This is a genomic window from Lentzea sp. NPDC092896, assembly GCF_044754905.1.
Taxonomy (GTDB): Bacteria; Actinomycetota; Actinomycetes; order Mycobacteriales; family Pseudonocardiaceae; genus Lentzea.
This window is the reverse complement of record NZ_JBIVPX010000002.1, coordinates 558176-582131: the sequence shown is the minus strand read 5'-3', so window position 1 is coordinate 582131 and position 23956 is coordinate 558176. Positions and strand designations below refer to the sequence as shown.

20 protein-coding genes are annotated in these 23956 nt (G+C 69.9%); 6 read left to right on the top strand and 14 right to left on the bottom strand.

Annotated features, from left to right (window positions below):
• Both ACIQF0_RS13915 and ACIQF0_RS13910 read left to right on the top strand, forming a co-directional pair.
• On the top strand, positions 1-2814 hold the full coding sequence (locus tag ACIQF0_RS13915; RefSeq protein WP_401029012.1) for a glycoside hydrolase family 2 TIM barrel-domain containing protein: 2814 nt from the start codon (positions 1-3) through the stop codon (positions 2812-2814).
• 45 nt (positions 2815-2859) lie between these two features.
• Complete coding sequence (locus ACIQF0_RS13910) at positions 2860-3864, top strand: LLM class flavin-dependent oxidoreductase (RefSeq protein ID WP_401029009.1); 1005 nt, start codon at positions 2860-2862, stop codon at positions 3862-3864.
• A 145-nt stretch (positions 3865-4009) separates the two neighbouring features.
• Here ACIQF0_RS13910 and ACIQF0_RS13905 read toward each other — a convergent pair whose 3' ends face one another.
• Entirely contained in the window at positions 4010-5275 is a 1266-nt protein-coding gene (locus tag ACIQF0_RS13905) for a lanthionine synthetase LanC family protein (RefSeq protein WP_401029006.1), read from the bottom strand.
• Between the two features lie 23 nt (positions 5276-5298).
• On the opposite strand from ACIQF0_RS13905, the gene ACIQF0_RS13900 reads away from it, so the two are divergent.
• Positions 5299-6150, top strand: a complete 852-nt coding sequence (locus ACIQF0_RS13900; RefSeq protein WP_401029003.1) for an aminoglycoside phosphotransferase family protein — start codon at positions 5299-5301, stop codon at positions 6148-6150.
• Positions 6151-6180: 30 nt separating this feature from the next.
• Complete coding sequence (locus ACIQF0_RS13895; protein WP_401029000.1) at positions 6181-9219, top strand: BTAD domain-containing putative transcriptional regulator; 3039 nt, start codon at positions 6181-6183, stop codon at positions 9217-9219.
• A gap of 24 nt (positions 9220-9243) precedes the next feature.
• On the opposite strand, the gene ACIQF0_RS13890 is transcribed toward ACIQF0_RS13895, so the two are convergent.
• From ACIQF0_RS13890 to ACIQF0_RS13835, 12 genes are all read right to left on the bottom strand, one after another.
• Entirely contained in the window at positions 9244-10017 is a 774-nt protein-coding gene (locus ACIQF0_RS13890; protein ID WP_401028997.1) for an ABC transporter permease, read from the bottom strand.
• Positions 10014-10964: an ATP-binding cassette domain-containing protein gene (locus tag ACIQF0_RS13885; RefSeq protein ID WP_401028994.1), complete on the bottom strand. Its 951-nt coding sequence runs from the start codon at positions 10962-10964 to the stop codon at positions 10014-10016. Before ACIQF0_RS13885 ends, ACIQF0_RS13890 begins: the two co-directional genes overlap by 4 nt.
• Positions 10965-11032: 68 nt before the next feature.
• Complete coding sequence (locus ACIQF0_RS13880; RefSeq protein ID WP_401028991.1) at positions 11033-12154, bottom strand: MalY/PatB family protein; 1122 nt, start codon at positions 12152-12154, stop codon at positions 11033-11035.
• 15 nt (positions 12155-12169) lie between these two features.
• Positions 12170-12613, bottom strand: coding sequence for a winged helix-turn-helix transcriptional regulator (locus tag ACIQF0_RS13875; RefSeq protein WP_401028988.1), 444 nt, complete (start codon positions 12611-12613; stop codon positions 12170-12172).
• Complete coding sequence (locus ACIQF0_RS13870) at positions 12610-13584, bottom strand: LLM class F420-dependent oxidoreductase (RefSeq protein WP_401028982.1); 975 nt, start codon at positions 13582-13584, stop codon at positions 12610-12612. Before ACIQF0_RS13870 ends, ACIQF0_RS13875 begins: the two co-directional genes overlap by 4 nt.
• Positions 13581-14678 carry an acyl-CoA dehydrogenase family protein gene (locus ACIQF0_RS13865; RefSeq protein WP_401028979.1) on the bottom strand — a complete coding sequence of 366 codons (1098 nt, stop codon included), beginning with the start codon at positions 14676-14678 and terminating at the stop codon, positions 13581-13583. Before ACIQF0_RS13865 ends, ACIQF0_RS13870 begins: the two co-directional genes overlap by 4 nt.
• 78 nt (positions 14679-14756) lie before the next feature.
• Complete coding sequence (locus tag ACIQF0_RS13860) at positions 14757-16229, bottom strand: alpha/beta hydrolase (protein WP_401028976.1); 1473 nt, start codon at positions 16227-16229, stop codon at positions 14757-14759.
• Positions 16230-16311: 82 nt separating this feature from the next.
• Positions 16312-17061 (bottom strand): glucose 1-dehydrogenase, encoded by a 750-nt coding sequence (locus ACIQF0_RS13855; protein WP_401028973.1) that lies wholly within the window; start codon positions 17059-17061, stop codon positions 16312-16314.
• Positions 17062-18567: an aldehyde dehydrogenase family protein gene (locus ACIQF0_RS13850; RefSeq protein WP_401028971.1), complete on the bottom strand. Its 1506-nt coding sequence runs from the start codon at positions 18565-18567 to the stop codon at positions 17062-17064. It lies immediately after the preceding gene.
• Between the two features lie 8 nt (positions 18568-18575).
• A complete protein-coding gene (locus tag ACIQF0_RS13845; RefSeq protein ID WP_401028968.1) occupies positions 18576-19424 on the bottom strand; it encodes an SDR family NAD(P)-dependent oxidoreductase in 849 nt (282 codons plus the stop codon).
• A 24-nt stretch (positions 19425-19448) separates the two neighbouring features.
• On the bottom strand, positions 19449-20534 hold the full coding sequence (locus ACIQF0_RS13840; protein WP_401028965.1) for a Zn-dependent alcohol dehydrogenase: 1086 nt from the start codon (positions 20532-20534) through the stop codon (positions 19449-19451).
• A gap of 80 nt (positions 20535-20614) precedes the next feature.
• Positions 20615-20806, bottom strand: coding sequence for a ferredoxin (locus tag ACIQF0_RS13835; protein ID WP_191295569.1), 192 nt, complete (start codon positions 20804-20806; stop codon positions 20615-20617).
• A 45-nt stretch (positions 20807-20851) separates the two neighbouring features.
• Here ACIQF0_RS13835 and ACIQF0_RS13830 point away from each other — a divergent pair, with 45 nt between their 5' ends.
• Both ACIQF0_RS13830 and ACIQF0_RS13825 read left to right on the top strand, forming a co-directional pair.
• Positions 20852-22012 (top strand): acyl-CoA dehydrogenase family protein, encoded by a 1161-nt coding sequence (locus ACIQF0_RS13830; protein ID WP_401028962.1) that lies wholly within the window; start codon positions 20852-20854, stop codon positions 22010-22012.
• Between the two features lie 22 nt (positions 22013-22034).
• Positions 22035-22946 (top strand): acyl-CoA dehydrogenase family protein, encoded by a 912-nt coding sequence (locus ACIQF0_RS13825; RefSeq protein ID WP_401028959.1) that lies wholly within the window; start codon positions 22035-22037, stop codon positions 22944-22946.
• Here the strand turns inward: ACIQF0_RS13825 and ACIQF0_RS13820 are convergent, their stop codons facing one another.
• Positions 22947-23912, bottom strand: a complete 966-nt coding sequence (locus ACIQF0_RS13820) for a hypothetical protein (protein WP_401028956.1) — start codon at positions 23910-23912, stop codon at positions 22947-22949.
• Positions 23913-23956 lie beyond the last annotated feature (44 nt).

Here is a 23956-nt window from a genome sequence, read left to right as displayed (position 1 = left end):
TTGTCCTACCTCGGGGAAATGGGTCCCGGCACCGGTTCTCTGCCGCCGCGTGCGTTCTTCACCTCGGACGCGGCCTCGTTGTCGCTGGACGGGACCTGGAGCTTCCGTCTCGACGAAGGCGACTGGGGCACCATCACCGTGCCAGGGCACTGGCAGTTGCAGGGACACGGTTCGCCCGCGTACACGAACGTGCGCTACCCGTTCCCGGTCGAGCCGCCGTTCGTGCCCTCCGACAACCCCGCGGGCGACTACCGGCTGACGTTCGACCTGCCGACGGACTGGCCGGACGAACCGGCGGCGCTGCGCTTCGACGGTATCGACTCGTGCGGGCTGGTCTGCCTCAACGACGTCGAACTGGGGGTCACCCGCGGCAGCAGGTTGCCCTCGGAGTTCGAGGTAGGACACCTGCTCCGCCCTTCGGGGAACGTGCTGACCGTGCGCGTGCACCAGTGGTCGGCCGGCAGCTACCTCGAAGACCAGGACATGTGGTGGATGTCCGGGATCTTCCGTTCGGTCGCGCTGCTGTCGCGGCCACGCGGTGGTGTCGCCGACTACGAGATCCACGCCTCCTACGACCACGTCACCGGGTCGGGGACGCTGTCGGTCGAGGGCGGCCTGCTCTCCGTGCCGGAGCTGGAGGTGAGCAACCTCCTGCCGGGACAGTCGTTCTCGCTGCCCGTCGAACCGTGGAGCGCGGAGAGCCCCCGGCTGTACGACGGGGTCGTGCACACCGAGGTCGAACGCGTGCCGGTGCGGATCGGGTTCCGGACGGTCGTGATCGAGGACGGTGTGCTGAAGGTCAACGGCACCAGGATCGTGTTCCGGGGCGTCAACCGGCACGAGCACCACCCCCGGTCCGGCCGCGCCGTGCCACGGGAGGTCGCGTTGCAGGACGTGCTGCTCATGAAGCGGCACAACGTCAACGCCGTGCGCACCAGCCACTACCCGCCGGACCCGTACTTCCTGTCGTTGTGCGACGAGTACGGGCTGTGGGTGATCGACGAGTGCGACCTGGAGACGCACGGGTTCGGCGAGCTGGACTGGGCCGGCAATCCCAGCGACGATCCGCGCTGGGCCAAGTCCTATGTGGACCGGATGCGCCGGATGGTGGAGCGGGACAAGAACCACCCGTCGATCGTGCTGTGGTCGCTGGGCAACGAGTCGCACACCGGTCGCAACCTGGCGGCGATGGCGTCGTGGACTCGCGACCGGGACCCGTCCCGGCCGGTGCACTACGAGGGCGACCTCGCCTGCGAGTACGTCGACGTCTACAGCCGCATGTACGCCTCGCACGAGGAGGTTGACCAGATCGGGCGCGAGCACCCGCACGGCCTCCCGTTCGTGCTGTGCGAGTTCGCGCACGCCATGGGCAACGGGCCGGGCGGAATGCTCGAATATCGCGAGCTCTTCGAGCGCTACCAGCACGTTCAGGGCGGGTTCATCTGGGAGTGGATCGACCACGGGATTGAACGCGACGGGCACTTCGCGTACGGCGGCGACTTCGGCGAACCGCTGCACGACGGCAACTTCGTGATCGACGGGCTGGTGTTCCCCGACCGGACGCCGTCGCCGGGGCTGCTGGAGTTCGCCAAGGTCTTCGAGCCGGTGCGGATCACGGGCAGCGACGCCGGGATCCGGGTCGAGAGCCTCTACGACCACGTCGGGCTGGGCCACCTGCGGTTCGACTGGGTGTACGAGGACGACGGGGTGGAGGTCGCCTCAGGCGCGCTGGGGGTGGCCGAGGGAAACTCGACGGGCCCCGCGCCGGCCGACGCCTCGCTCACCCGCGCCCCCGCGGACACGGCCCCCGGCCACCACCTCGACCTGCCACTCCCGCCACTCCCCCTGGTGTCGGGCGAGGGCTGGCTGACCGTCCGCGCCTCCCTGGCCGCCCCCACCACCTGGGCCGACGCGGGCCACGTCATCGCCTGGGGCCAGATCGCCGTCTCCCTGGCCGCCCCCTCCTCCCCGGCCGCCCCCTCCTCCCCGGCCACCGGCACCGAACCCCTCCACCTCGGCGGCACCCTCACACTCGGCCCCGGCGAGTTCGACCCGGTCACCGGCCGGCTGACCGAACTCGGCGACCTCACCCTCGACGGCCCCCGCCTGGACCTCTGGCGTGCCCCCACCGACAACGACCGCGGTTCCGGCCACCCCGAGGAACGGGCGTGGCGCGCGGCGGGCCTGCACCGGCTCCAGCACCGGGTCGTGGAGATCGTCCACGGGCCCGGGTTGCTCGTGCGCACCCGTGTCGCGCCTCCGGCCTGGGGTTTCGGCATGCTCGCCGACTACCACTGGACCGCGGACGGCGACCGTCTGCGGCTCCAGGTCGACGTCACCCCGGACGGCGAGTGGCCGTGCACGCTCCCCCGTCTCGGCCTGCGCCTGTCACTACCGGGCGCGGACGCCGTCGAGTGGTTCGGCACGGGCCCCGGCGAGGCGTACGCGGACAGCCGCCAGGCCGCCCGCGTCGGCCGGTTCTCCTCCACCGTGGACGCGCTCCAGACGCCGTACGTGTTCCCGCAGGAGAACGGCAACCGCGCCGACGCCCGCTGGCTGCGCATCGGCGCGCTGAGGGTCGAGGGCGAGCCGGTGTTCGACTTCACCGCCCGCCGCTGGACCAGCGAGGACCTCGACGCCGCACGGCACACGTCCGACCTGAAGCCCAGCGACCGCGTGCACCTGAACCTCGACCTCGCCCAGCACGGCCTGGGCACGGCGTCGTGCGGGCCGGGCGTGCTGCCGCAGTACCGGCTGCACGCGCGGAAGGCGTCGTTCGCGGTCACGTTCGTTCCAGCATCTGGACGTAGTTGAGACGTCACCTAAACTGGGAAGGAGACCTGGATCGAGGAGGGTTCCGTGCCGCGGAAGTCAGAGCCGTTGCGAAAGCTGGGTTTTCTCACCATCGGCCTGTTCGACGAGAAGGACCCTGGAGCGGGCCACCGATCCACGCTCGACGTCATCGTGCTCGGCGAGGAGCTCGGGTTCGACAGCGCGTGGGTGCGGCACCGGCACCTGCAGTTCGGCATCTCGTCGCCGGTCGCGGTGCTGGCCGCCGCCACCCAGCGGACCAGCCGGATCCAGCTCGGCACCGCGGTCATCCCGCTGGGATGGGAGAACCCGCTGCGGCTCGCCGAGGACCTGGCCACGGTCGACGTGCTGTCCGGCGGCAGGCTGAATCCCGGCATCAGCGTCGGGCCTCCGATGCACTACGACGACGTCAAGCACGCGCTCTACCCGGAGACCGCGGACGTCGAGAACTTCAGCTACGACCGCGTGCAACGGCTGCTGGACTTCGTGGGCGGCGAGAAGGTCGCGTCGTTCAGCGGCGTCGAGGGCATCGAGGTCTGGTCGGACCGCGTCCAGCCGCACGCCCAGGGCCTGCGCGACCGGATCTGGTACGGCGGCGGCAGCCTGCGCTCGGCGAAGTGGGCGGGCGAGCACGGCCTGAACCTGCTGACCAGCAACGTGGCCCAGTCCGAACTGTCCGAGGACTTCGCCGAGACCCAGCTGTCGCACATCAGGACGTTCCGCGAGCACGGCGGCAACCGGGTGTCGCAGGGCCTGGTGGTGATCCCGACCGACTCGGCCACCGCCGAGCAGCGCGCGAAGTACGAGGCCTACGTCGAGGGACGCGCGGCGCGCGCCGGCAAGACGTTCGGTCCGCGCAAGTACATGTTCGCCCCCGACATCATCGGCACGTCCGCCGAGATCGCCGAGCAGCTGTACGCGCACCTCGGGTTCCAGGAGGTCGACGAGGTGGCGTTCGCGCTGCCGTTCAGCTTCGCGCACGAGGACTACGTGCAGATCCTCACCGACATCGCCACGAAGCTGGGCCCGGAACTGGGCTGGTCAGCCGCCTAGGGCCTGTGTCGAAGTCTGTCTCGATGAGAACTGCGCTTGAGGTGGTTCCTGGTGGTGCGGCCGAATGGCCCGCGTACCGGTGTTGGCCGTGCCGCCAGGGGCCGCCTCGGGCCCGGCTATCACGGATCAGATTTCGACACAGGCCCTAGCGCGCCCACCAGGTGTCCATGCGGGGCACGGACCTGGTGTCGCCCTCTGCCACGCGGGCCGCGTGGAACAGGAACCCGGCGATGCCCGCCGCGCCCTGCATCCAGCCGATGCCAGGTGGCAACAGCGGGTCCTCGTTGCGGTGCTCGGTGAACCGCCAGCACACGCCCGCGCCGTCCGGGATCGCGCGCTCCACGATCACGTCCGCCAGGTGGAGCGCGAAGTCCGTGTGCTGTCCCGAGTCGAGCAACACGTCGCCGACGCCCGCTGTGCCGCAGCACAGGCCGTCGTTGTCCCAGAAGCCCGGGTACTTCCGTTCGGGCAGGCCGGAGACGCGAACGCTGTGCAGGCACCGGCGACGCCACTCGCCGACGTCCACGCCGGCCACCTCGGGCACACCCGCGTGCCGCAACGCCGGCCACAGCAGCGAGGTGCCGGTCGGGCCTTGGCACCAGCCGTAGGAGAACCGTTCGAGTTCCTCGAGCTGCGGAAGGCGCATCGGGACGCGGAAACCGCCGTCCGAGGTGTCCGCCAGAGTCACCAGGTGCGCGGCGCCGGCGGTGGCGGCCTCGACCAGGTCCGGGCGCTCGAACTCCGCACCGGCCAGGGCGAACGCCGCCGCGATGCCCGACAGGCCGTGCGAGAAGTTCGGCATCTCCCTTTGCACGACGCAGAACCGCACCGGCACCGCACGCCAGTTCAGCCCGCCGGGCGCCTCCTCGCGTTCGGCCAGCAGGATCTCGGCCGCGACGCCGGCGAGCTTCTCCGCGCCCTCCACCCGGTGACGCCGTGCCCACACCGCGCCGAGCAGCACCCCGGCCGTTCCCAGCGTCAGGTCGTGAGGGCGCGCGCCCTCCTGGTATCGCGGCGGGCTGTAGTACTCGTGCGCCCAGCCGTCCGGTGTGGACAGTTCGAGCAGCTTGGTGACGGCCGCTCCGGAGCCGGGAGCGTCCAGCGCGGTCAGCACCCCGATCGCGCTGACCAGTCCGCCGAAGAACGACCAGTCCGTCGCCGCGTCGACGCCCGCACGCACCTGCTCCGCGACGGCGTCGGCGAGCCGCCGTTCCTCGGCGGTCCACTCGCGGACCTGACGGATCTCCGCCAGCGTGTGCGCCAGCCCGCCGACACCGGCGTACATGCCGTCGCGGTCTTCCGGATCCAGTTCCTCGCCCACGGCCGCCGGAATCGACACGACGTCGTCGTAGCGCACCTGATCCAGCACCCATCGCCAAGCGGCCTCGGCGGTCCCCCGGTACGTCCCCATGCTCGATCATTACATTGGCGGAGGTGATCGTGCAGCGAATCCTCGAGGCCGCCGGGCTCACCGGCGCGACGACCAGACCGTTGGGCGGTGGCACCTACAACTCGGTGTTCCGCGTCTCGGCGCGCGAGGGCGACTTCGTGCTGAAGGTGTCGCCGGGCGACCAGCCGGGACTGACCTACGAGCGGCACCTGACGCGGACCGAGGCGATGTTCTGCACGCTCGGTTCCAAGGTCGCGCCGGTACCGGAGGTCGTCTACGCGGACGACACGGCGCTGCTGGCCACCTGCCTGCCGGGCGAGCCGGTGTTCGGCCGGTCCGACGTCGACCGCCCGCTGCTCCGCCGTCAGCTGGGACGAACCGTGAGAGCGCTGCACGAGGTGACGGGCCCCGGCTTCGGCTATCCGCAACTGGGCCTGCACGCGACGTGGACCGAGGCGTTCTTCGGAATGTTCGACGCGGTGCGAGCCGACGCCCAGCGCTACGGCGTGCCGCTCCCGGCCGCTGATCTGCACCGGCACGCCAAGGCTTTCGACGAGGTGGAACGGCCCGCGCTGGTGCACTTCGACCTCTGGGACGGCAACGTCCTCGCCGACACCGGACTCACCGGACTCGTCGACGGCGAGCGCGCTTTCTGGGGCGACCCGGTCGCGGAGTTCGTGTCGCTCGCGCTGTTCGGGTCCATCGAGGACGACGAGGACCTCCTGCGGGGCTACGGCTTCGAGTTCACCGGCTCCGCACGCCTGCGGCTGGCCGCCTACCAGGCCTATCTCTACTCGATCATGCTCGTCGAACGGGTGCCGCGCGGCAGCACCGACGAGGCGATGGAGAGCATGATCACCGGCGCGCTGAGGCGCGCACTCGGTGTTCTCGCCTGATCGCCGCACGTGATCTGGGAAGCTTGACCTGTGCGTGTGGCATTGCTGGGGCCGACGAGTGTCGAGGCCGAGGACGGCACACCGGTCGACATCGGTGGTGCCCGCGTTCGCATGCTCGTGGCCCGCCTCGCGCTCGACCCCGGCCGTGCCGTGCCGACGACGACGCTGATCGACGACCTGTGGGGCGAGCAGCCGCCCGCCGACGCCGTGAACGCCCTGCAGTCGCTCGTGTCGAGGCTGCGCAAGGTCTGTCCCGTCGCGCTGGAGCCGGGTGGGTACCGGCTGGGCGTCGCGACCGAGGACGTCGACGTCTTCCGGTTCGAACGGCTGCGCGCCGCCGGACGGCTGGACGAGGCGCTCGGGCTGTGGCGTGGTGACGCGCTGGCCGACGTGCGGGACGCTCCGTTCGCCGCACCCACCGCCGCCCGGCTCGAGGAAGCGCGCCTCTCCGCGGAGGAAGACCGGTTCAAGACCGGCGAGCTGGACGTCGCCGCGCTGACGGCGATGCACGAGAAGCACCCGTTGCGGGAACGGCTGGCCGGGCTGTTGATGCGGGCGTTGTGCGCGCAGGGCAGGCAGTCCGACGCTCTGCACGTCTACGCGGAGGTTCGCGGGCGGCTCGCCGACGAACTGGGTGTGGACCCGTCGCAGGAGTTGCAGGACGTCCATCTCGCCGCACTGCGCGGCGAACTCGGGCCGCGGGCGGTCGTCGACCGGTTGCCGGTGCGGCTCACCAGCTTCGTCGGGCGCGACGACGAACTCGCGGAGATCTCCGGGCTGCTCGGTCAGGTCCGGCTGGTCACGCTGGTAGGGCCGGGCGGCGCGGGCAAGACGCGGCTCGCCACGGAGATCGCGGCGCGGCATCCGTTGCACGGCAAGGGACGCGTGTGGTTCGCGGCGCTCGCCGGCATCCGGGAGGCGGAGGACCTGCCGGGTGTGGTGCTCAAGGCGTTCGAGCTGCGGATGGGCGGCGACCCGATGCGCCGGCCCAACGAGGGCATGGACCGCATCGCCGAGGTGCTCGGCGCCGGCGAGTCGTTGCTGGTGCTGGACAACTGCGAGCACCTGATCGGGGCGGCCGCGGAGTTCACCACCCAGCTGCTGCGCCGGGTGCCGAACCTCAAGGTCGTCGCGACCAGCCGGGAACCGCTCGCGATCGACGGCGAGTCGCTGTGCCCGATCGGCCCGCTGGCGGTGCCGAACGGGCAGGCGGACGTGGCCGGATTCGGCTCGGTGCGGCTGTTCCTCGACCGGGCGGAGGCGGTGAAGCCGGGATTCCGGCTCGACGAGTCCACTGTGGACGACGTCCGGATGGTCTGCCGGAGGCTCGACGGCATGCCGCTGGCGCTGGAACTGGCGGCGGCCCGGTTGCGGTCCATGACGATCCGGCAGATCACCCAGCGCCTGGACGACCGGTTCCGGCTGCTCACCTCGGGCAGCCGCACCGCGCTGCCCCGCCAGCGCACGTTGCGCGCGGTCGTGGAGTGGAGCTGGGACCTGCTGACCGAGGACGAACTCGTGCTCGCCCGCAGGCTCGCGGTGTTCCCGGCGGGCGCCGACCTCGCGGCGATCGAGGCGGTCTGCGGCGAGGACGCGCTGTACGTGCTGACGTCGCTGGTCGAGAAGTCCATTGTGGACGTGATCGAGCTCGACGGCGAGGCGCGGTACCGGATGCTGGAAACGATCCGGGTGTACGCCGACGAGCAGCTCGACGCGTCCGGGGAGAAGCTGGAGTTCGTCGGCAGGTTCCGGCGCTACTACCGGGACCTGACGGTGCGCTGGGAACCGTTCGTCCGCACCGCGCGGCAGATCGAGGCGATCAAGGTCTACCAGGCCGAGCAGGACAACGTCGTGGCCGCGCTGCGCGGGGCGATCGACGATCGCGACGCCGGTCTGGCGGCGGACCTGCTCGGCGGGGTGTTCTGGTACTGGCTGATCAAGGGCGACAACGAGCGTTCGGAACGGTCGGTGCGCGAGGTGCTGGCACTGGCCGACGATCTACCGGCCGACGTCGTCGCCACCTTCCGGGCGATGCGGATGATCATGTCCGCGATCCCCGGCCTGCCGGAACCGATGGAGGCCTCGCAGGTCATCGAGGACTGCGTGAACACCGGCGCCACCCAGAAGTACCCGTCGCTCGCGATCGCGCTGCCGATGCTCGCGTTCCTGAGCCAGAACAAGGAACTGGCCCGCCGCGAGGTGCGGCGCGCCGCGGCCAACGAGGACGCGTGGGCGCGGGCGGGCGCGGACTGGGCGATGAGCTTCATCCTCACCGAGGACGGCGATCTCGCCGGTGCCGAACGGGCTCGTGACCGGGCGTACGACCAGTTCGTGGCCGTCGGCGACCGCTGGGGCTCGGCGATGACGCTCGGCATGAAGGCCGCGTTCATCTCGCACACCGGCGACAACCTGGCCGCGATCGCGCTGTACCAGCAGGGGCTGGAGGTGGCGCGGGAGCTGGGATCGGTGGAAGACACCGTGCAGCAACGATGGCGGCTCGCGGTGGAGTACGCGCGCTTCGGCGACAACGAGGCGGCCGCGCGCGAGGTCGCCAAGGCCGAGCAGTACGTCCACGACGCCGGCAACGACCAGCTGAACCTGATGATCGGCTATGCGAAGGCCGAGGTCATGTTGCGTTCGGACCGGCCGCGGGAGGCACGCGAGCTCAGTGAGCGGTTCAAGGACGCCGCCACGATCTCGGCCTCGCTCGGCCCGTTCGTGACGGAGTGGTCGGCGATCCTGGACGCGCGCATCTCGCTCGCCGAGGGCAGGCCGGACGTGGCCGAGGCGTCCGCGGCGATCGCGGTCGGCACCACGTCGGACCGCGGCGACATGCCGGATCTCGCCGGGGTGACCGAACTGCTGGCGCGCATCCGGCAGGCGCAGGGCCGTGCGGACGCGGCGGCGCGGTTGCTCGCCCTCGCCCAGGTCATCCGCGGCCGGCTCGACATGGGCGACCCGGACGTGCGGCGGATGGTCGCCGAACTGGGTGAGCCCGAGCCGCTGACGATCACCAAGACCGAGGCGCTGCACCAGGTGCGCGAAGAGGCGGGCATCAGCGAAAGCTGACACCCGCCCGTTCCTTCGAAGAGATCACACGCGCTTGCGGTAGGCCCACATCGCCAGCGGGAAGAACACCGCGACCGCGGCGGCCATCCAGATCAGCGAACCGGTGAGCGGCCCGGCGATCGCGCCGCCGTTGAGCAGTCCGCGCAGCGCGTCCGAGAGTAGACTGACGGGGCTGATGTCCGCCCACGCCTTGAGCCAGCCCGGCATCGTCGAGGTGCCGACGAACACGTTGCTGCCGAACGTCAACGGCATGATCAGCACGAACATGATGCCCTGCACGGCCTGCGGGGTCTTGAGCAGCATGCCCACGAACACCGACGCCCAGCAGAAGCACAGTCCGAAGAGGATCGTCAGCGCCGCCGCGATCAGCAGTTCCGCCGGGCCGGTCTGCACCCGGAAGCCCATGACCGTCGCGACCACCAGCAGCACGACGATGCACACGACGTACCGGACGATGTCCGCGAGCACCGCCCCGACCAACGGCGCCGAACGCGCGATCGGCATCGAGCGGAACCGGTCGAACACGCCCTTGGAGACGTCCGTGTTCATCTGCACGCCCGCGGTCATGCTGGCCTGCAGGATGTTCATCACCATGATGCCCGGCACGAGCATCTGCAGGTAGGCGTCCGTGTTGCCGGCGAGCGCGCCACCGAACAGGTACGTGAACATCACCAGGAAGATGATCGGTGCGAGCGTGACGTCCGCCAGCTGCTCGGGGTTCTTGCGGATCTTGAGGATTCCCCGCCAGGCCAGCGAGAAGCCGTGGCGCACTCCCCTGTCCAACGCGATCGTGCTCATACCAGGCTCCCCTCGTTCTGCTTGCCGGTGAGTGCGAGGAAGACCTCGTCGAGCGACGGCAGCCGCAACGCCAGTTCGTCGGCGGTGATGCCGGCGTCGTCGAGCTTGCGGACCAAAGTGGACAGCAGCACCGGGTCCTTCACCGGCGCCGTCAGCAGCCCCGTGTCGTCGTCGCGGGTCGGCCGGACCCCCGTCAGGTCACCGAGAATCCGGTACACCACGTCGAGATCGCGCAACGACGTCGGCCGCACCTGCAGCGTCTGCCCGCCCACGCGCCGCTTCAGCTCGTCCGGCCTGCCCTCGGCCACGACCTTGCCGTGGTCGAACACGGTGATCGAGTCCGCGAGCTGGTCGGCCTCTTCCAGGTACTGCGTGGTGAGCAGGACCGTCACGCCGTTCGCGACGAGCTTGCGCACCACCGCCCACACCTCGTTGCGGGCGTGCGGGTCCAGCCCGGTGGTCGGCTCGTCCAGGTACAGCACGGACGGGTTGCCGACCAGGCTGGCCGCGAGGTCGAGCCGCCGGCGCATACCTCCCGAGTACGTCTTGGCCGCGCGCCCCGCGGCGTCGGTGAGCTCGAACTGCTCCAGCAGCTCCGCCGCCTTCGCCCGTGCCCCCGCACGGGAGAAGTCCAGCAGCCGGGCCAGCAGCACGAGGTTCTCCGTGCCGGACAGGTCCTCGTCCACCGACGCGTACTGCCCGGTCAGTCCGATCAGCGACCGGACCGCCCTCGGGTCCTTGAGCACGTCGTGCCCGTGGACCGTGGCGTGCCCCGCGTCCGGGCGCAGCAACGTCGCCAGCACCCGCACCGCCGTGGTCTTGCCCGCGCCGTTCGGCCCGAGCACCCCCACGACCTTCCCCTCAGGCACCTCGAGGTCGACGCCGTCCAGCGCTTTCGTCTCCCCGTAGTGCTTGACCAGGCCTTCTGCCCTGATCGCCAGCGCCATCGTTGGTCCCTCCCTGTGTCGGGAGGAACTGTGCGCCACCGCGCTGGCAGACCGCTGTCAGACCGCTGTCAGCGTCTGACGGCGGCCGCCATCCGCGTGACCGCCTCGGTGATGATCTCGGGCGAGGTGCCGATGTTGAGCCGGACGTGGCCCTCCCCGCCGCTGCCGAACCCGGCGCCGGACATGAGGGCGACCCGTCCCCGTTCGACGAAGAAGGCGGCCGGGTCGTCGCTGATGGCCCGGCAGTCCAGCCACGCCAGGAAGGTCGCCTCGGAGGGCTCGTAGCCGATCTCGGGCAGGTGCTCGGTGAGCAGGTTCTTCAGCAGTGTCCGGTTCTCGTCGAGGCCTGCCAGCAGCGCGTCGAGCCACTCGCCGCCGTGGCGCAACGCGGCCGTGTGCGCGATCGTGCCGAAGTGGCTCGGCCCGTGGCTGACCTCTTCCGGCAGCTTTGTCAGCTCGTCGGTGTTCGCGACCGCGACCGCCGCGCGCATCGCCGCCAGGTTCCAGCCCTTCGACGCGGACATGAGCGACATCCCCTGGTCGTCGACGCTCAGGTACGGCACGAACTTCGTGCTCTGGGACACGAGCGGCGCGTGGATCTCGTCGGCGATCACGCGGACGCCGTACCTCTTCGCCAGTCCTGCGAGCGCCGTCAACTCGTCACGGGTGTGGACGGTGCCGGTCGGGTTCTGCGGGTTGCACAGCAGGTACACCGGGTGGTCGGCCTTGACGTGCTGGAACGTCCGCTCCAGCACGGCCGGGTCGAGGCGTCCGTTCGTGAGCGGCGCCTCGATGACGGCCCGGCCCGTGCTCCTGACGAACAGGTAGAACGGCGGGTACACCGGCGGGCTGACGATCACGGGGTCGCCGGGCCCGGACACCAGCTTGATCAGCTCGACGATGCCGAGCATCACGTCGGACACGAGCGCCGTGCGTTCCACGGCGATCCCGTCCCAGCCCCAGCGTTCGTGCGCGAACGCCGCGAGCGCCTCGGGGTAGTCCGTGCCGGCAGGGTAGCCGGTGTCGCCGAGCTCGAGAGCGTCGACGATGGCCTGCTTGATCGGCTCAGCCGGGTCGACGTCCATCTCGGCCACCCACAGCGGCAGCACGTCGTCCGGGTACTCCCGCCACTTGACGCTCTTGCGCCGCCGCAACCGTTCCAAGGACACCTGGCTCAGCGGGTTCAGCATGTGCCCCAACGTAGGTCACCCGGGATGTGCCGTCACGTTGTGCGCGGTGATCTCCTCGCCGCAGCACCGGCACGCGAGGAACGCGTCGGCGGGCTTCCCGCAACTGCTGTGCTCCAGCACGACCGGCGGGCCGTCCGGGTCCGGCACGTGCCTGTCGCCCCACTTCATGAGGATCACGATGGCGGGGAACAACTCCAGCCCCGCGTCGGTGAGCCGGTACTCCTCGCGGTCCTCCGCGTACGGCACGCGGTGCAGCAACCCGGCCTCGACCAGCGTCTTCAGCCGAGCGGACAACGTGGGCCGCGGCACGTTGAGGTTGCGGACGAACTGCCCGTACCTGCGAACGCCGAAGAACGCCTCGCGCAGGATCAGCAGCGTCCACTTCTCCCCCACGAGATCGAGCGCCCGCCCGACCGATTCGCCGCGGAACCGGCGGTCGAGTGCGTCGGAGTCGATCATCGGCGTCCCTTCGTCAGCAGTGGGGAGAGCGTGGTCAGCAGCCCGCGGCCCGCCGGATCCTCTGCCGTCGCCGGGACCAGGCCCACGTGCTCGGCGCCCGCGTCGAAGTACTCGTCCACGCGGCGGGCGATGTCGCTGGCCGAGCCGATCGCGCCCACCGCCTCGATGAGCTCCGTGGGGATGGCCTGGGCCAGTTCGGCACGCGGCCTGCCGGCTCTGGCCTGCTCGACCAGGGTGCCGTGGCCGAGGGCGGTGAACATCTCGCCGTAGCCGGGCGGGGAGATGTAGACGGAGAGCTGGGCGCGGAGTTGGTGCAGGGTGGCGGGGCCGGGGTCGAGGGCGGCGGGGATCCAGACGGCCAGAGGCGGAGGGGCAAGCGGGATCCCTGACCCTTCTTCGATGCCTGCGCGGGCAGGCCGGGCGAGGCGCTGGTGGACGTGGGCGACGTGGTCGGCGCTCACCAGGTTGAGCACCACCTCGTCCCCTGCCTCGGCCGCCACCCGAGTCATGGCGGGCCCGAACGCCGCCACCGAGATCGGCGTCCCGGGAACCGGCTGCTGCAAGCGGAAACCGGCGACCCGGTTCCCGTCCAGGATCGCCCGCACGTCCCGGACCGTCTCCCGCGTCCGCCGCACCGGTTCCCAGTCCCGGCCGTGCCACTCGGTCACGATCCGCGGACTCGAAGCCCCCAGCGCCAGCCCGGCCCGCCGCCCGGTCATCGCGACCACGGTGGACAGTCCCAGCGCCAGCGCGACCGGGCTCCGCACGCCGACCGCGAGCGGCCCGATCTTCACCGAGATGGTCGACGTGCGCAGCCCGACAGCCGTGGCCAGAGCGAACGCGTCGAACGTCGCCATCTCTCCGATCCACAACGTCCCGAACCCGGTCTCATCGGCGACGACAGCGATGTCCAAGGCCTCCGCGGGCGGCCGGTCGAGCCAGAACGGCGTGACCACCCCGACCGACGTCACAGCTGCTCCGTCCGCGCGGGCACCCCGAGCAGCACCTTGCCCGGCAACTCGAAGGACGCGGTGTTGACCTGGAAGTGCGCGGAAGCCGTGTGCGCGTCCCGGAACCGCCGCTGAATCGCCGCCCCGTCGTAGATCGCGCCGCCACCGGCGAGGTCGTACAGCGTGGAGACGACCTCGCGAGCCGTCCGAGTCGCGTGCGTGGCGGCCAGCCGCACCCCGGCCCGTGCCTCGACCGGCACCGGCTCACCGCTCTGCGCGGCTTCCCAGGCCTCCGAGATCGCCTCGTAGAAGTACGCACGAGCAGCCTTCAACGACGCCGAAGCCGACGCCACGGCGGACTGGGTCGAGCCACGTTCGGCCAGGGTGCGGCTCGACCCGAGCGGCTTGCGGCCTGCCAGCGCGACGAAGTCGTCCAAGGCGCCGAGAGCGTTGCCCAGAGCCGCGACCGCGACCGACGCGGCGAAGAAACCGAACACCGGGAAGCGGTACAGCGCGCCATCCCGCAGCGGTCCGTCCAAAACGGACAGGATCCGCGAGTGCGGTACGAACACGTCTCGTGCCACGCAGTCGTGGCTGCCGGTGCCGCGCAACCCGGTGGTGTGCCAGGTGTCGAGCACCTCCAGCGACGCCTTCGGCAGCGCGGCGACCCTCAGCGCGCCGTCGAGCACGAACCCGGCGAACAACCAGTCGGCGTGCCCGATCCCGGAGCAGAACGACCACTGCCCGGACACCACGACACCGCCGTCGGCCGCGACACCACGCCCCTTCGGAGCCCACACCCCCGCCGGGACCGACCGAGGATCGCCGAACACCTCCTCGGCGCCCGATTCCGGCAGGTAGGCGGCCAGCAGGCCGGAGGTCGCCGCGATCGACACGCACCACCCGGCAGAGGCGTCACCCCGGGCGATGGTCTCGGCGACGGCCAACGTCTCGGCCGGTGCGAGTTCTGCCCCGCCCAGCGAACGCGGGACGCCCAGCCGGAACAGGCCCTGCTCGCGGATCGCCTCCACCAGTTCGGGAGCCAGCGTGCGGCCCGCCTCCGTCTTCGGCGCGACCTCTCGCGCCAGGTCGGTGACGGTCCGCACGTCGGCCACGACGCCTCCCAGTTCAGATTTCTTACCGGTTCAGTTTCCTTACCGTAGTCAGATCAGAACGGGAGGCGCAAGGATCTCTCAGGCGAACGGCGACTTGTCGATGCCGCACGTCTTCTGAGCAGGCAGCACACCGGTGAACAGGTACTCCCGCTTCACCTTCTCCGCGCACGCGCTGCGCACGTACATGGAGGTGTGCCCGTACCCCTCGACGGTCAGGAACCCGGTGCGGGCCATCTCCGCCGCACCGTCACGAGCACCGTGCAGCGGCGTCGACGGGTCGTACCTGCTGTTGATGAACAGGATCGGCGCCGAGGTCCTGCGGTTCCACGGACCGGTGTAGCGGTCGTCGTCACGGCCCTGCCAGAACGCGCAGGCCATCATGTCGAACACCACCGCACGACCCCAGTACGGCACCCGTGCGTCCTCGCTCTTGCCGTACTTCGAGTACGCGGCCGGGTCGCGCGGGAAGTCGCTGTCCGAGCACTGGACGGCGTTGAAGCCCTCGAACCGGTTCGTGACGTAGTCCGCCGACGCCGTCAACGAAGCAGGCGCCTCCCAGACCCCCTGCAGCACGCGAGCCGTGTCCTGCCAGGTGTCCGGCTGCGCCAGCGCGTCCCACACGAGACTGATCAGCGACACGCGGTCGAACCGCCCGTCCGGCGTGGTCACCGGAGACGCCGTCACCTTCCCGACGAGGTCCGCCCACTTCTGCTTCAGGTCTCCGCCCGCGAACGCGCACTGGGCTCCTGGAGCGGCACACAGCTTCAGGAACTGGTCGAACGTCTCGGCCACACCGCGCGGCACGTCCTGGCGGGTGTCCAGCGGCACGGTCGTGCCCTGGTCACCGTGCCCGGTGGCGTTGCCGATGAAGTCGAGCGAGCCGTCGAACGCGAGCGCGCGAACCTTGTCCGGGAACATGTTCGCGTAGATCGCGCCGAGGTGCGTGCCGTACGAGATGCCGTGGTACGTCAGCTTCTGGTCGCCCACCGCCTTGCGCAGCAGGTCGAGATCGCGAGCCGTGTTCGCCGACGAGACGTGGTCCAGCAGGTCGCCGGACTTCTCCTCGCAGCGCCGGACGAACTCGCGGTAGCTGTCGTAGAAGGCGGGTTCCTCCGCCGCGGTGTCCGGATACACCGGGATGGAGTTGAGGAACGACTGCTGTTCCTCGACGCTGTCGAAGCAGCGCACGGTCGCCGAACGGCCGATGCCGCGCGGATCCCACGACACCACGTCGAACCGCGCCCGCAGCTCGGGCGAGAACAGCCACTCCCACTTGCCGCGACCCCGCAGCCTGTCCACACCGGACGCCCCGGGCCCGCCGAAGTTCACGAACAGCGAGCCGATCCGCTTCGACGGATCCGTCGCGGGCAGTCTGATCAGCGCCAGGTCGATCTTCGAACCGTACGGCTGGTCGTAGTCCAGCGGGACCTTCGCGGTCGAGCACTGGAACCCGTCCTGGCAGTCCTGCCAGGACAACACGGGCGTCTGCGCCTCTTCCGCGGCGAGCGCGACCGGCGCCAGCCCGATGAGCAGCGCGGCCGTCAACAGCATTGATCTCAAATGTGCTCCCCAGGTTCGATCTCTCGGTCATGAAGACGCCAGGGAGATCAACCGGGTTGCCTGCGTACGGAAGTCAGCCGCTCAGCGCGTGCGTCGCCGTCGCCCCTCCGTCCACCACGAACTCACCGCCCGTGCAGTAAGCGCTTTCATCGCTGGCCAGGAACAACACCACGTTCGCGACGTCCTCGGGCTGCCCGATCCGCCGCAACGCCAGTTTCTTGCCGATCGGCGAGACGTCGATCGACCGGCCCAGCGCCTCGCTGACCATCGGGGTGTCGATGGCGCCGGGATGCACGGAGTTCACCCGGATCCCGTGCTGCCCCAACTCCATCGCGGCGACCTTGGTCATGCCGCGGATCGCGAACTTGGACGCCGTGTACGCCACCAGATACGGCATACCGCCCAGACCTTCGACCGACGACACGTTCACGATCGAACCACCGCCGGCGGCCCGCATCGACGAGACGACCGTGCGCATGCCGAGGAACGTGCCGACCTGGTTGATGCCGATCACCCGCTGGTAGTCGGCGAGCTTCGTCTCGGCCAACGCGGAGAAGTGCAGGATTCCGGCGTTGTTCACGAGAACCGTGATGTCGCCGAACGTCTGCACGGTGAACGCGACGGCCTCGGCCCACTCGTCCTCCGACGACACGTCCAGGTGGCAGTACTCGGCGCCGAGTTCGGCCGCGAGTTCCTTGCCCTGGTCGTCGAGGACGTCGGTGATCATCACCCGTGCGCCCTCGGCGACGAACCTGCGGGCCGCGGCCGCGCCCTGACCCCGGGCCGCGCCGGTGATCAGGGCCACCTTTCCTTCCAGCCGCATCTACATCATCTCGTCGGTCAGCGGCATCATCACGGTCTTGAGCTCGGTGTAGGCCTCGTAGGCGCTCTGCCCGCCCTCCCGGCCGAGGCCCGACTGCTTGTAGCCGCCGAACGGGATGTGCGGTTCGAGCTGGAACCCGTTGATCCCGACCATTCCGACGCGCAAGGCCTTCGAGACGCGGAACGCGCGGCGCACGTCGTTGGTGTAGACGCCGGCGCCCAGGCCGTACTCGGTGTCGTTCGCGATGCGGACGGCTTCTGCTTCGTCGTCGAACGGAACGACGGTCAGCACCGGGCCGAAGATCTCGTCCCGCGCGATCGCCATGTCGTTGGTGGCGTCGGCGAAGATCGTTGGTGCCACGAAGTTCCCGGACGCGTAGTCGCCGTCGAGCCGCGTGCCGCCGGTGACGAGGCGGGCGCCGTCCTCCTGGCCGCGTTCGATGTACCCGAGCACGCGTTCGAGCTGCTTGGCGTTGATCAGCGGGCTGGCCAGCACGGCGGGGTCGAACGGGTCGCCGAACGTCACCGCGCCGGCGAGCATCTGCGCCATCGAGATGAACTCGTCCTGTGCGTCCCGTTGCACCAACGCACGGGTGTGCGCGACGCACGCCTGGCCGGACAGGCCCATGGTGACCATGCCCATGCAGGTCATCGCGGCCAGGCCGACGTTCGGGGCGTCCGCGAACACGATCGCCGGCGACTTCCCGCCCAGTTCCAGGGACACGCGCTTCATCGTGCCGGCGGAGGCCTCGACGATCCGGCGGCCGACGGTGCGGCTGCCGGTGAAGCTGATCTTGTCGACCCCGGGGTGGGTGATCAGCGCTTCACCGGTCGGGTTGCCGGGGCCGGTGACGAGGTTGACCACGCCCTCCGGGAGCCCCGCCTCGATCAGCAGCTCGACCATGCGGATCACGCAGAACGACGCGAACTCCGACGGTTTCACCACGACCGTGCAGCCCGCGGCCAGCGCGGGTGCGAGCTTTTGCGCGAAGAGGACGAACGGCGCGTTCCACGGCAGGATCGCCGCGACGACGCCGACCGGTTCGCGGAACGTCATCGCGAGGTGGTCGCCGCCCTGGTACGGCGGCAGGGTCTGGCCGCCGACCTTGTCGATCCAGCCCGCGTGGTGGTCGAAGATGTCCGCCGCGATGCCGACCGAGGTGGCGTAGATCTGGCCGAACGACAGCGGTACGCCGTTGTCCAGCGCCTGCAGGCCGCGCAGCTCGTCCGCGTGCTCGCGGATCAGGTCGCCGTACCTGCGCAGGATCTTGATGCGCTCGCCGGCCCGGCTTCGCGGCCACGGGCCCTCGTCGAACGCTTTGCGGGCGGCGAGCACGGCCGCGTCCACGTCCTTGGCCGACGCGACCGCGAAGCTGCCGATCTCCTCACCGGTGGCGGGGTGGTGGTGGGTCCAGGTCTCGTCCGCCTCGCGGAACTCGCCTCCGATGAGGAGCCGGCCGTCCTTGAGGCCCAGCGTCTCGCGATGCGGTTGGACGGTGAGCGGCACAGCTCCTCCTACAGATCCATCGTTTCCGTGCAGGCGAAAGTCCTTTGTGGATCGCGATCGGCGAAGTGGCCGTCGAGATCGGTGAACGCGCCGAACTTCTGCTCGACCGTCGGTGGTGCCATCAGCGCGACCATGCCGCCGTGCACGACGAAGACCTGTCCGTTGATCTTGTCGCCGGACGGTCCGGCCAGGTGCGCCACGAACTTCGCGACGTGCTCGGGCGCCAGCGAGTCGTCGCCCTCCGGCGCGTCGCCGAACACGTGCGCTGTCATCTGCGTGCGGGCGCGCGGGCAGATCGCATTGGCGCGCACGCCGTAGCGACTCGTGCCACGGGCGGTCGCCACCGTCAGCGCCGCGATGCCGGCCTTGGCCGCCGCGTAGTTGGCCTGGCCTTCCGAGCCGAGCAGGAACGCCTCTGAGGAGGTGTTCACGATCCGCGCGTAAACGGGTGCGCCCGCCGCCTTCGACTGCTGCTTCCACAGCGAGACGGCGTTGCGCGACAACAGGAAGTGGCCGCGCAGATGCACTCGCACGACCAGGTCCCACTCCTCGTCGGACATGTTGAACAGCATCCGGTCGCGCAGCACACCCGCGTTGTTCACGACGACGTGCAGCCCGCCAAACTGCTCTATCGCGGCGGTGACGAGGGCATCGGCGGTACTCCGCTCGCCCACGTCGCCTTCGACGACGACGCACTTCGCGCCCAGCTCCTCGATCTCGGCCGCAGCGGCGTCGGCCGATCCCGGCAGGTCGTTGAGCACGATCGACGCACCGGCTCTCGCGAGCTCCAGCGCTTCCGCGCGGCCGAGCCCGGCACCGGCGCCGGTGACCACGGCGACCTTCCCCGCAAGGTCCACAGAAGACTCCCAGAAAGAGGTGTGTCAGTCGAAGAGGATCACTTGGCGGATCAGGGATCCGCCGCCCTTGAGCGCTTGCAGGCCTTCGTTCACGTCCTCCAGCCGGATCCTCTTGCTGATCATGCCTTCGAGGTCCAGCCGGCCCTGCCGCCACAGCGCGATCATGCGCGGGATGTCCCGGCGGAAGTTCGCCGTCCCGTAGAACGAGCCGTGCAGGGTCTTGTCGTGCAGGAAGAGCTCCTGGGCGCTGAACGACACCATCGCGTCCGCCCGGCCGGCGCCGACGACGACCGTGTGGCCACCGCGGCGGGTCAGGTCCCACGCCTGCCGGATGGTCGCGGGCAGGCCGACGACGTCGAACACGTAGTCGAAGCCCATGCCGAAGTTGAGCTGGTTGTTCAGGTCCGCGACGCCGTCGGGCGTCGTCGCGTGCGTGGCACCGAACTTCCGCGCCACCTCGTGCTTCTCCAGCACCGGGTCGACCGCGACGATCCGTGCGGCGGCAGCGAGCCGCGCACCCTGGATCACCGCGACACCGACACCACCGCAGCCGATCACGGCGACACTGGCGCCCGCTTCGACCTTCGCGGTGTTGAGCACGGCTCCGACACCGGTCAGGATGCCGCACGACAACAGCGCGGCGACGTCCCACGGAACGTCGTCGTCGATCTTCACCGCGGCGTCGGCGGGCACGACCATCTCCTCGGCGAACGCGCCGAGGCCCGCGTAGCCGAAGGCAGGGTTGCCACCGACGACGAACCTCGGTGACGTGAACGCCGAAATGGTGTGCACGAGGCACAGATGCGATTGGCCCGTGACGCACTGGGCGCACTTCCCGCACGGCGGCACGAACGTGATCGCCACGTGGTCGCCGACCGCGAGCGACGTCACGGCGCTCCCGATCTCGGCGATCTCACCGGCGCCCTCGTGGCCCACGACGCCCGGCGCGAGGGCCGGCAACGTTCCGTCCATTGCGGACAGATCGCTGTGGCACACCCCGCAGGCCTTGATCTTGATGCGGATCTCCTGCGGCCCCACCGGGGTGGTGGTCACGTCGTCGCGGAGCTCCAGCTTGTCGTCGCCTACCTGGTTGAGCACGGCAGCCTTCACCGGTATCACTCCTCGCTGAGCTCACACGGTCGAACTACCCGTCGCACACTAGAATCTGTTCTCTTTCGTGACAAGGCCCATCAGCGTGAGAGCCTCAGTGCGCCCTTGGGGCACGACGCCACGGCGCGTTCCGCCGGAGCCTCCTCACCCGAGGCCAGCTCACCGTCCCGGATCTGCAGAACCTCATCGTCGTCAAGGTCAAACACCTCGGGCAGGATTGACATGCACTCCCCGTGCGCCTCGCACAGCGAAGGGTCGACGCCGACCTTCATCGCGGCCTCCTGACATCAAGTAGAACTTGTTCTAGAGTAGCGGTCATGCGCATCGGTTTCACGCCCGAACAGGAGCAGTTGCGCCAGGAGCTGCGGGCGTACTTCGCCGCGCTCATGACGCCCGAACGCAAGGCCGGCCTCGCCGGTGGCGGTGACTACGGGGACGGCGAGGCCTACAAGGACACCGTCCGCCAGATGGGGCTCGACGGCTGGCTGACCATCGGCTGGCCGCGGGAGTACGGCGGCCGCGACCGTCCGATGATCGAGCAGCTGATCTTCCTCGACGAGGCGTCGGCGGCCGGCGCGCCCGTGCCGTTCCTGACGCTGAACTCCATCGGGCCGACGATCATGTCCATGGGGACGCCCGAGCAGAAGGCGTTCTACCTGCCGAAGATCGCGTCCGGCGAGCTGCACTTCGCGATCGGCTACTCCGAACCGGAGGCGGGCACCGACCTCGCCGGCCTGCGCACGCGGGCCGTCCGCGACGGCGACGAGTACGTGATCAACGGCCAGAAGATGTGGACGAGCCTCATCCAGTACGCGGACTACGTGTGGCTGGCCTGCCGCACGGACCAGGAGTCGCAGCGGCACAGGGGTCTGAGCATCATCATGGTGCCGACCACCGCGCCCGGTTTCTCCTGGACGCCGGTGCCGACGATGTCCGGCCCGACCACGAGCGCCACGTTCTACGACAACGTGCGCGTGCCGGCGGCGAACCTCATCGGCGAGGAGCACAAGGGCTGGAAGCTCATCACCAACCAGCTCAACCACGAACGCGTCGCCCTGTGTTCGGCCGCGCCCCTGCAGACCGCGCTGCGCGAAGTTCGTCAATGGGCGGACGAAACCGGTGCCGCGCAGCAGGAGTGGGTGCGCCTGCACCTCGCCCGCGTGCACGCCAAGACCGAGTTCCTCAAGCTCATCAACTGGCGGATCGCGTCCGGCGGCGACGAGGCCCCGTCGCCCGCGGAGGCGTCCGCCACCAAGGTGTTCGGCACCGAGTTCGCCACCGAGGGCTACCGGCTGCTGATGGAGGTGCTGGGCGCCAACGGAATCGTGCGCACCGGCTCACCTGGAGCGCTGCTGCACGGCAGGGTCGAGCGCATGCACCGGTCGTCGCTGATCCTGACGTTCGGCGGCGGCACCAACGAGATCCAGCGGGACATCATCGCGCGCGTGGGCCTCGGCTTGCCCGCGGTGCCCCGATAAATCGCTTCGGTAGGGAGACGACGTGGACTTCACCTTGACCGAGGCGCAACGCGAACTCGCCGCGTTGACCCGCAAGATCCTCGATTCGTCGGACTCGCCGTGGCTCGACCTGGTGAAGTCCGGGGTCGTGCCGGAGCAGCCCGACGAGTTCGGCGTGCTGGAGCAGTGCTCGGTGCTGATCGAACTGGGCCGCGCCGTCTCCCCCGTGCCCTACCTGCCGGCGACGATCGCGGCGTCGGCGCTCGCAGAGTTCGGCACGACCGCGCAACGCGAACGCTGGCTGACACCCGGAACCGTGCTGTCCGTGGCGCTTTCGGAGGCCGACGGTGTGAAGACCACAGTTCCGTTCGCGAGCACGGCGGCCGCTTTCCTGGTGACACAAGGCGAACAGGTGTTCCTCGTCGAGGCGGACCAGCTGGAGATCACCCCGCAGGAACTGGTCGACGGCTCGGACGCGGGATCGTTCGCGCATTCCGGCGGGGAGCTGGTGCCCGGCCTCTCCCCTGGCTGGCTGATCACGAGGTACACGCTGGGGTTGTGCGCCCTGCAACTCGGCGTGACCGAACGCGCGCTGGAGTTGACGGCCGAGTACGCGCGGACCCGCGTGCAGTTCGACCGGTCGATCGGCAGCTTCCAGGCCGTGGCGCAACGGCTCGCTGATGCGTACATCGACGTCGCGGCCATCCGTTTGACGCTCTGGCAAGCGGCCTGGCGTCTCTCCGAAGGCCTGGACGCTTCCGAAGAGGTGGCCACCGCGAAGTTCTGGGCCGCCGACGCCGGGCACCGCGTCGCACACACCGCCGTGCACGTGCACGGCGGAACGGGCATCGACATGAGCCACGAGGTGCACAGGTACTTCACCGCGGCCAAGCGCAACGAGTTCGAGCTGGGCGGGGCGACCGCCCAGCTCCTCAAACTCAGTGCGACGTGGTGATCAGCCGCACCGGAACCACCGCGCGGGGTGCGAGCTCCCTCTGAAACCCTCGTAGGTACCGATCAGCACGCCCTCGTCGGTGACGTCGCCGTGGTAGGCCTGCGCGAACACGGGCTGCTTCTCCGAGTCGAACGCGAACCGGATGCCTTCCTGCCACAGACTCGCGACGCCGCTCGCGTAACCGAACACCAGGTGACCGCTGGCGGACCTGCCGGACGGCCACGTGCCGCCCTCCCAGGTCATGACCTGCTCGCCGGCGAGGTTCCACTCCCCGAGGCCGGACGAGGTGGGGTACAGCACCCGATCGTTGTCGAAGACCACCGGTGGACTCATGTCGGGCAGTTCCGCCTGCCGGCCGCTCACGACGTCGGTCACGAAGACCGACGTGCCCGCGACCTGCACGAGCTTGCCGTCGTCGCTGATGCCGACGGCCGGCCCGGACAGGAAGCCCTTCGCGGGTCCGTTGTGAGGCCACACCACGACCTGGCGGTCGTTCGGCGTGTCGCTCTTCCACACCTCACCGGCCACGTCACCGACGTTGTTGACGGCCTTCGCCTGAGAACTGTGACCGGCAGGGGTCTCCAGGATCTCGTAGGCACCGTCGCGGTAGAGGAAGGCCAGCGACCGCTGCTCGAGCAGGAGGTTCTGGCGGCCCACGACGAGCCCGCTGTCGTTCACGTCCCTGGGACGGACCGCGATCAGGTCCGATCCCGCGGAAGCCAGCCGGGTCAACGCGCCGTCGTCCCAGAGCAGCCCGCTCTCGCCGAAGTCCTCACCGACCTTCGCCTCGCCGACGATGAATCGGTTGCTGTCACTGCTCCCACTGGTCCTCGCGAACTCCGAGCCCTCCGGCACCGGCAGGTCGCGCGCGACCCACCGGCACGGCTCGGCCGACGCGTGCGGGGCCACGATCGTGGCCCCGAGCACCAACCCGCTGAAGAGCACGCCAAAAGCACGTCTCCGCATCATGTTCCCCCTAGCCCAGCCCCCAGGCATGGGAGAAACCATAC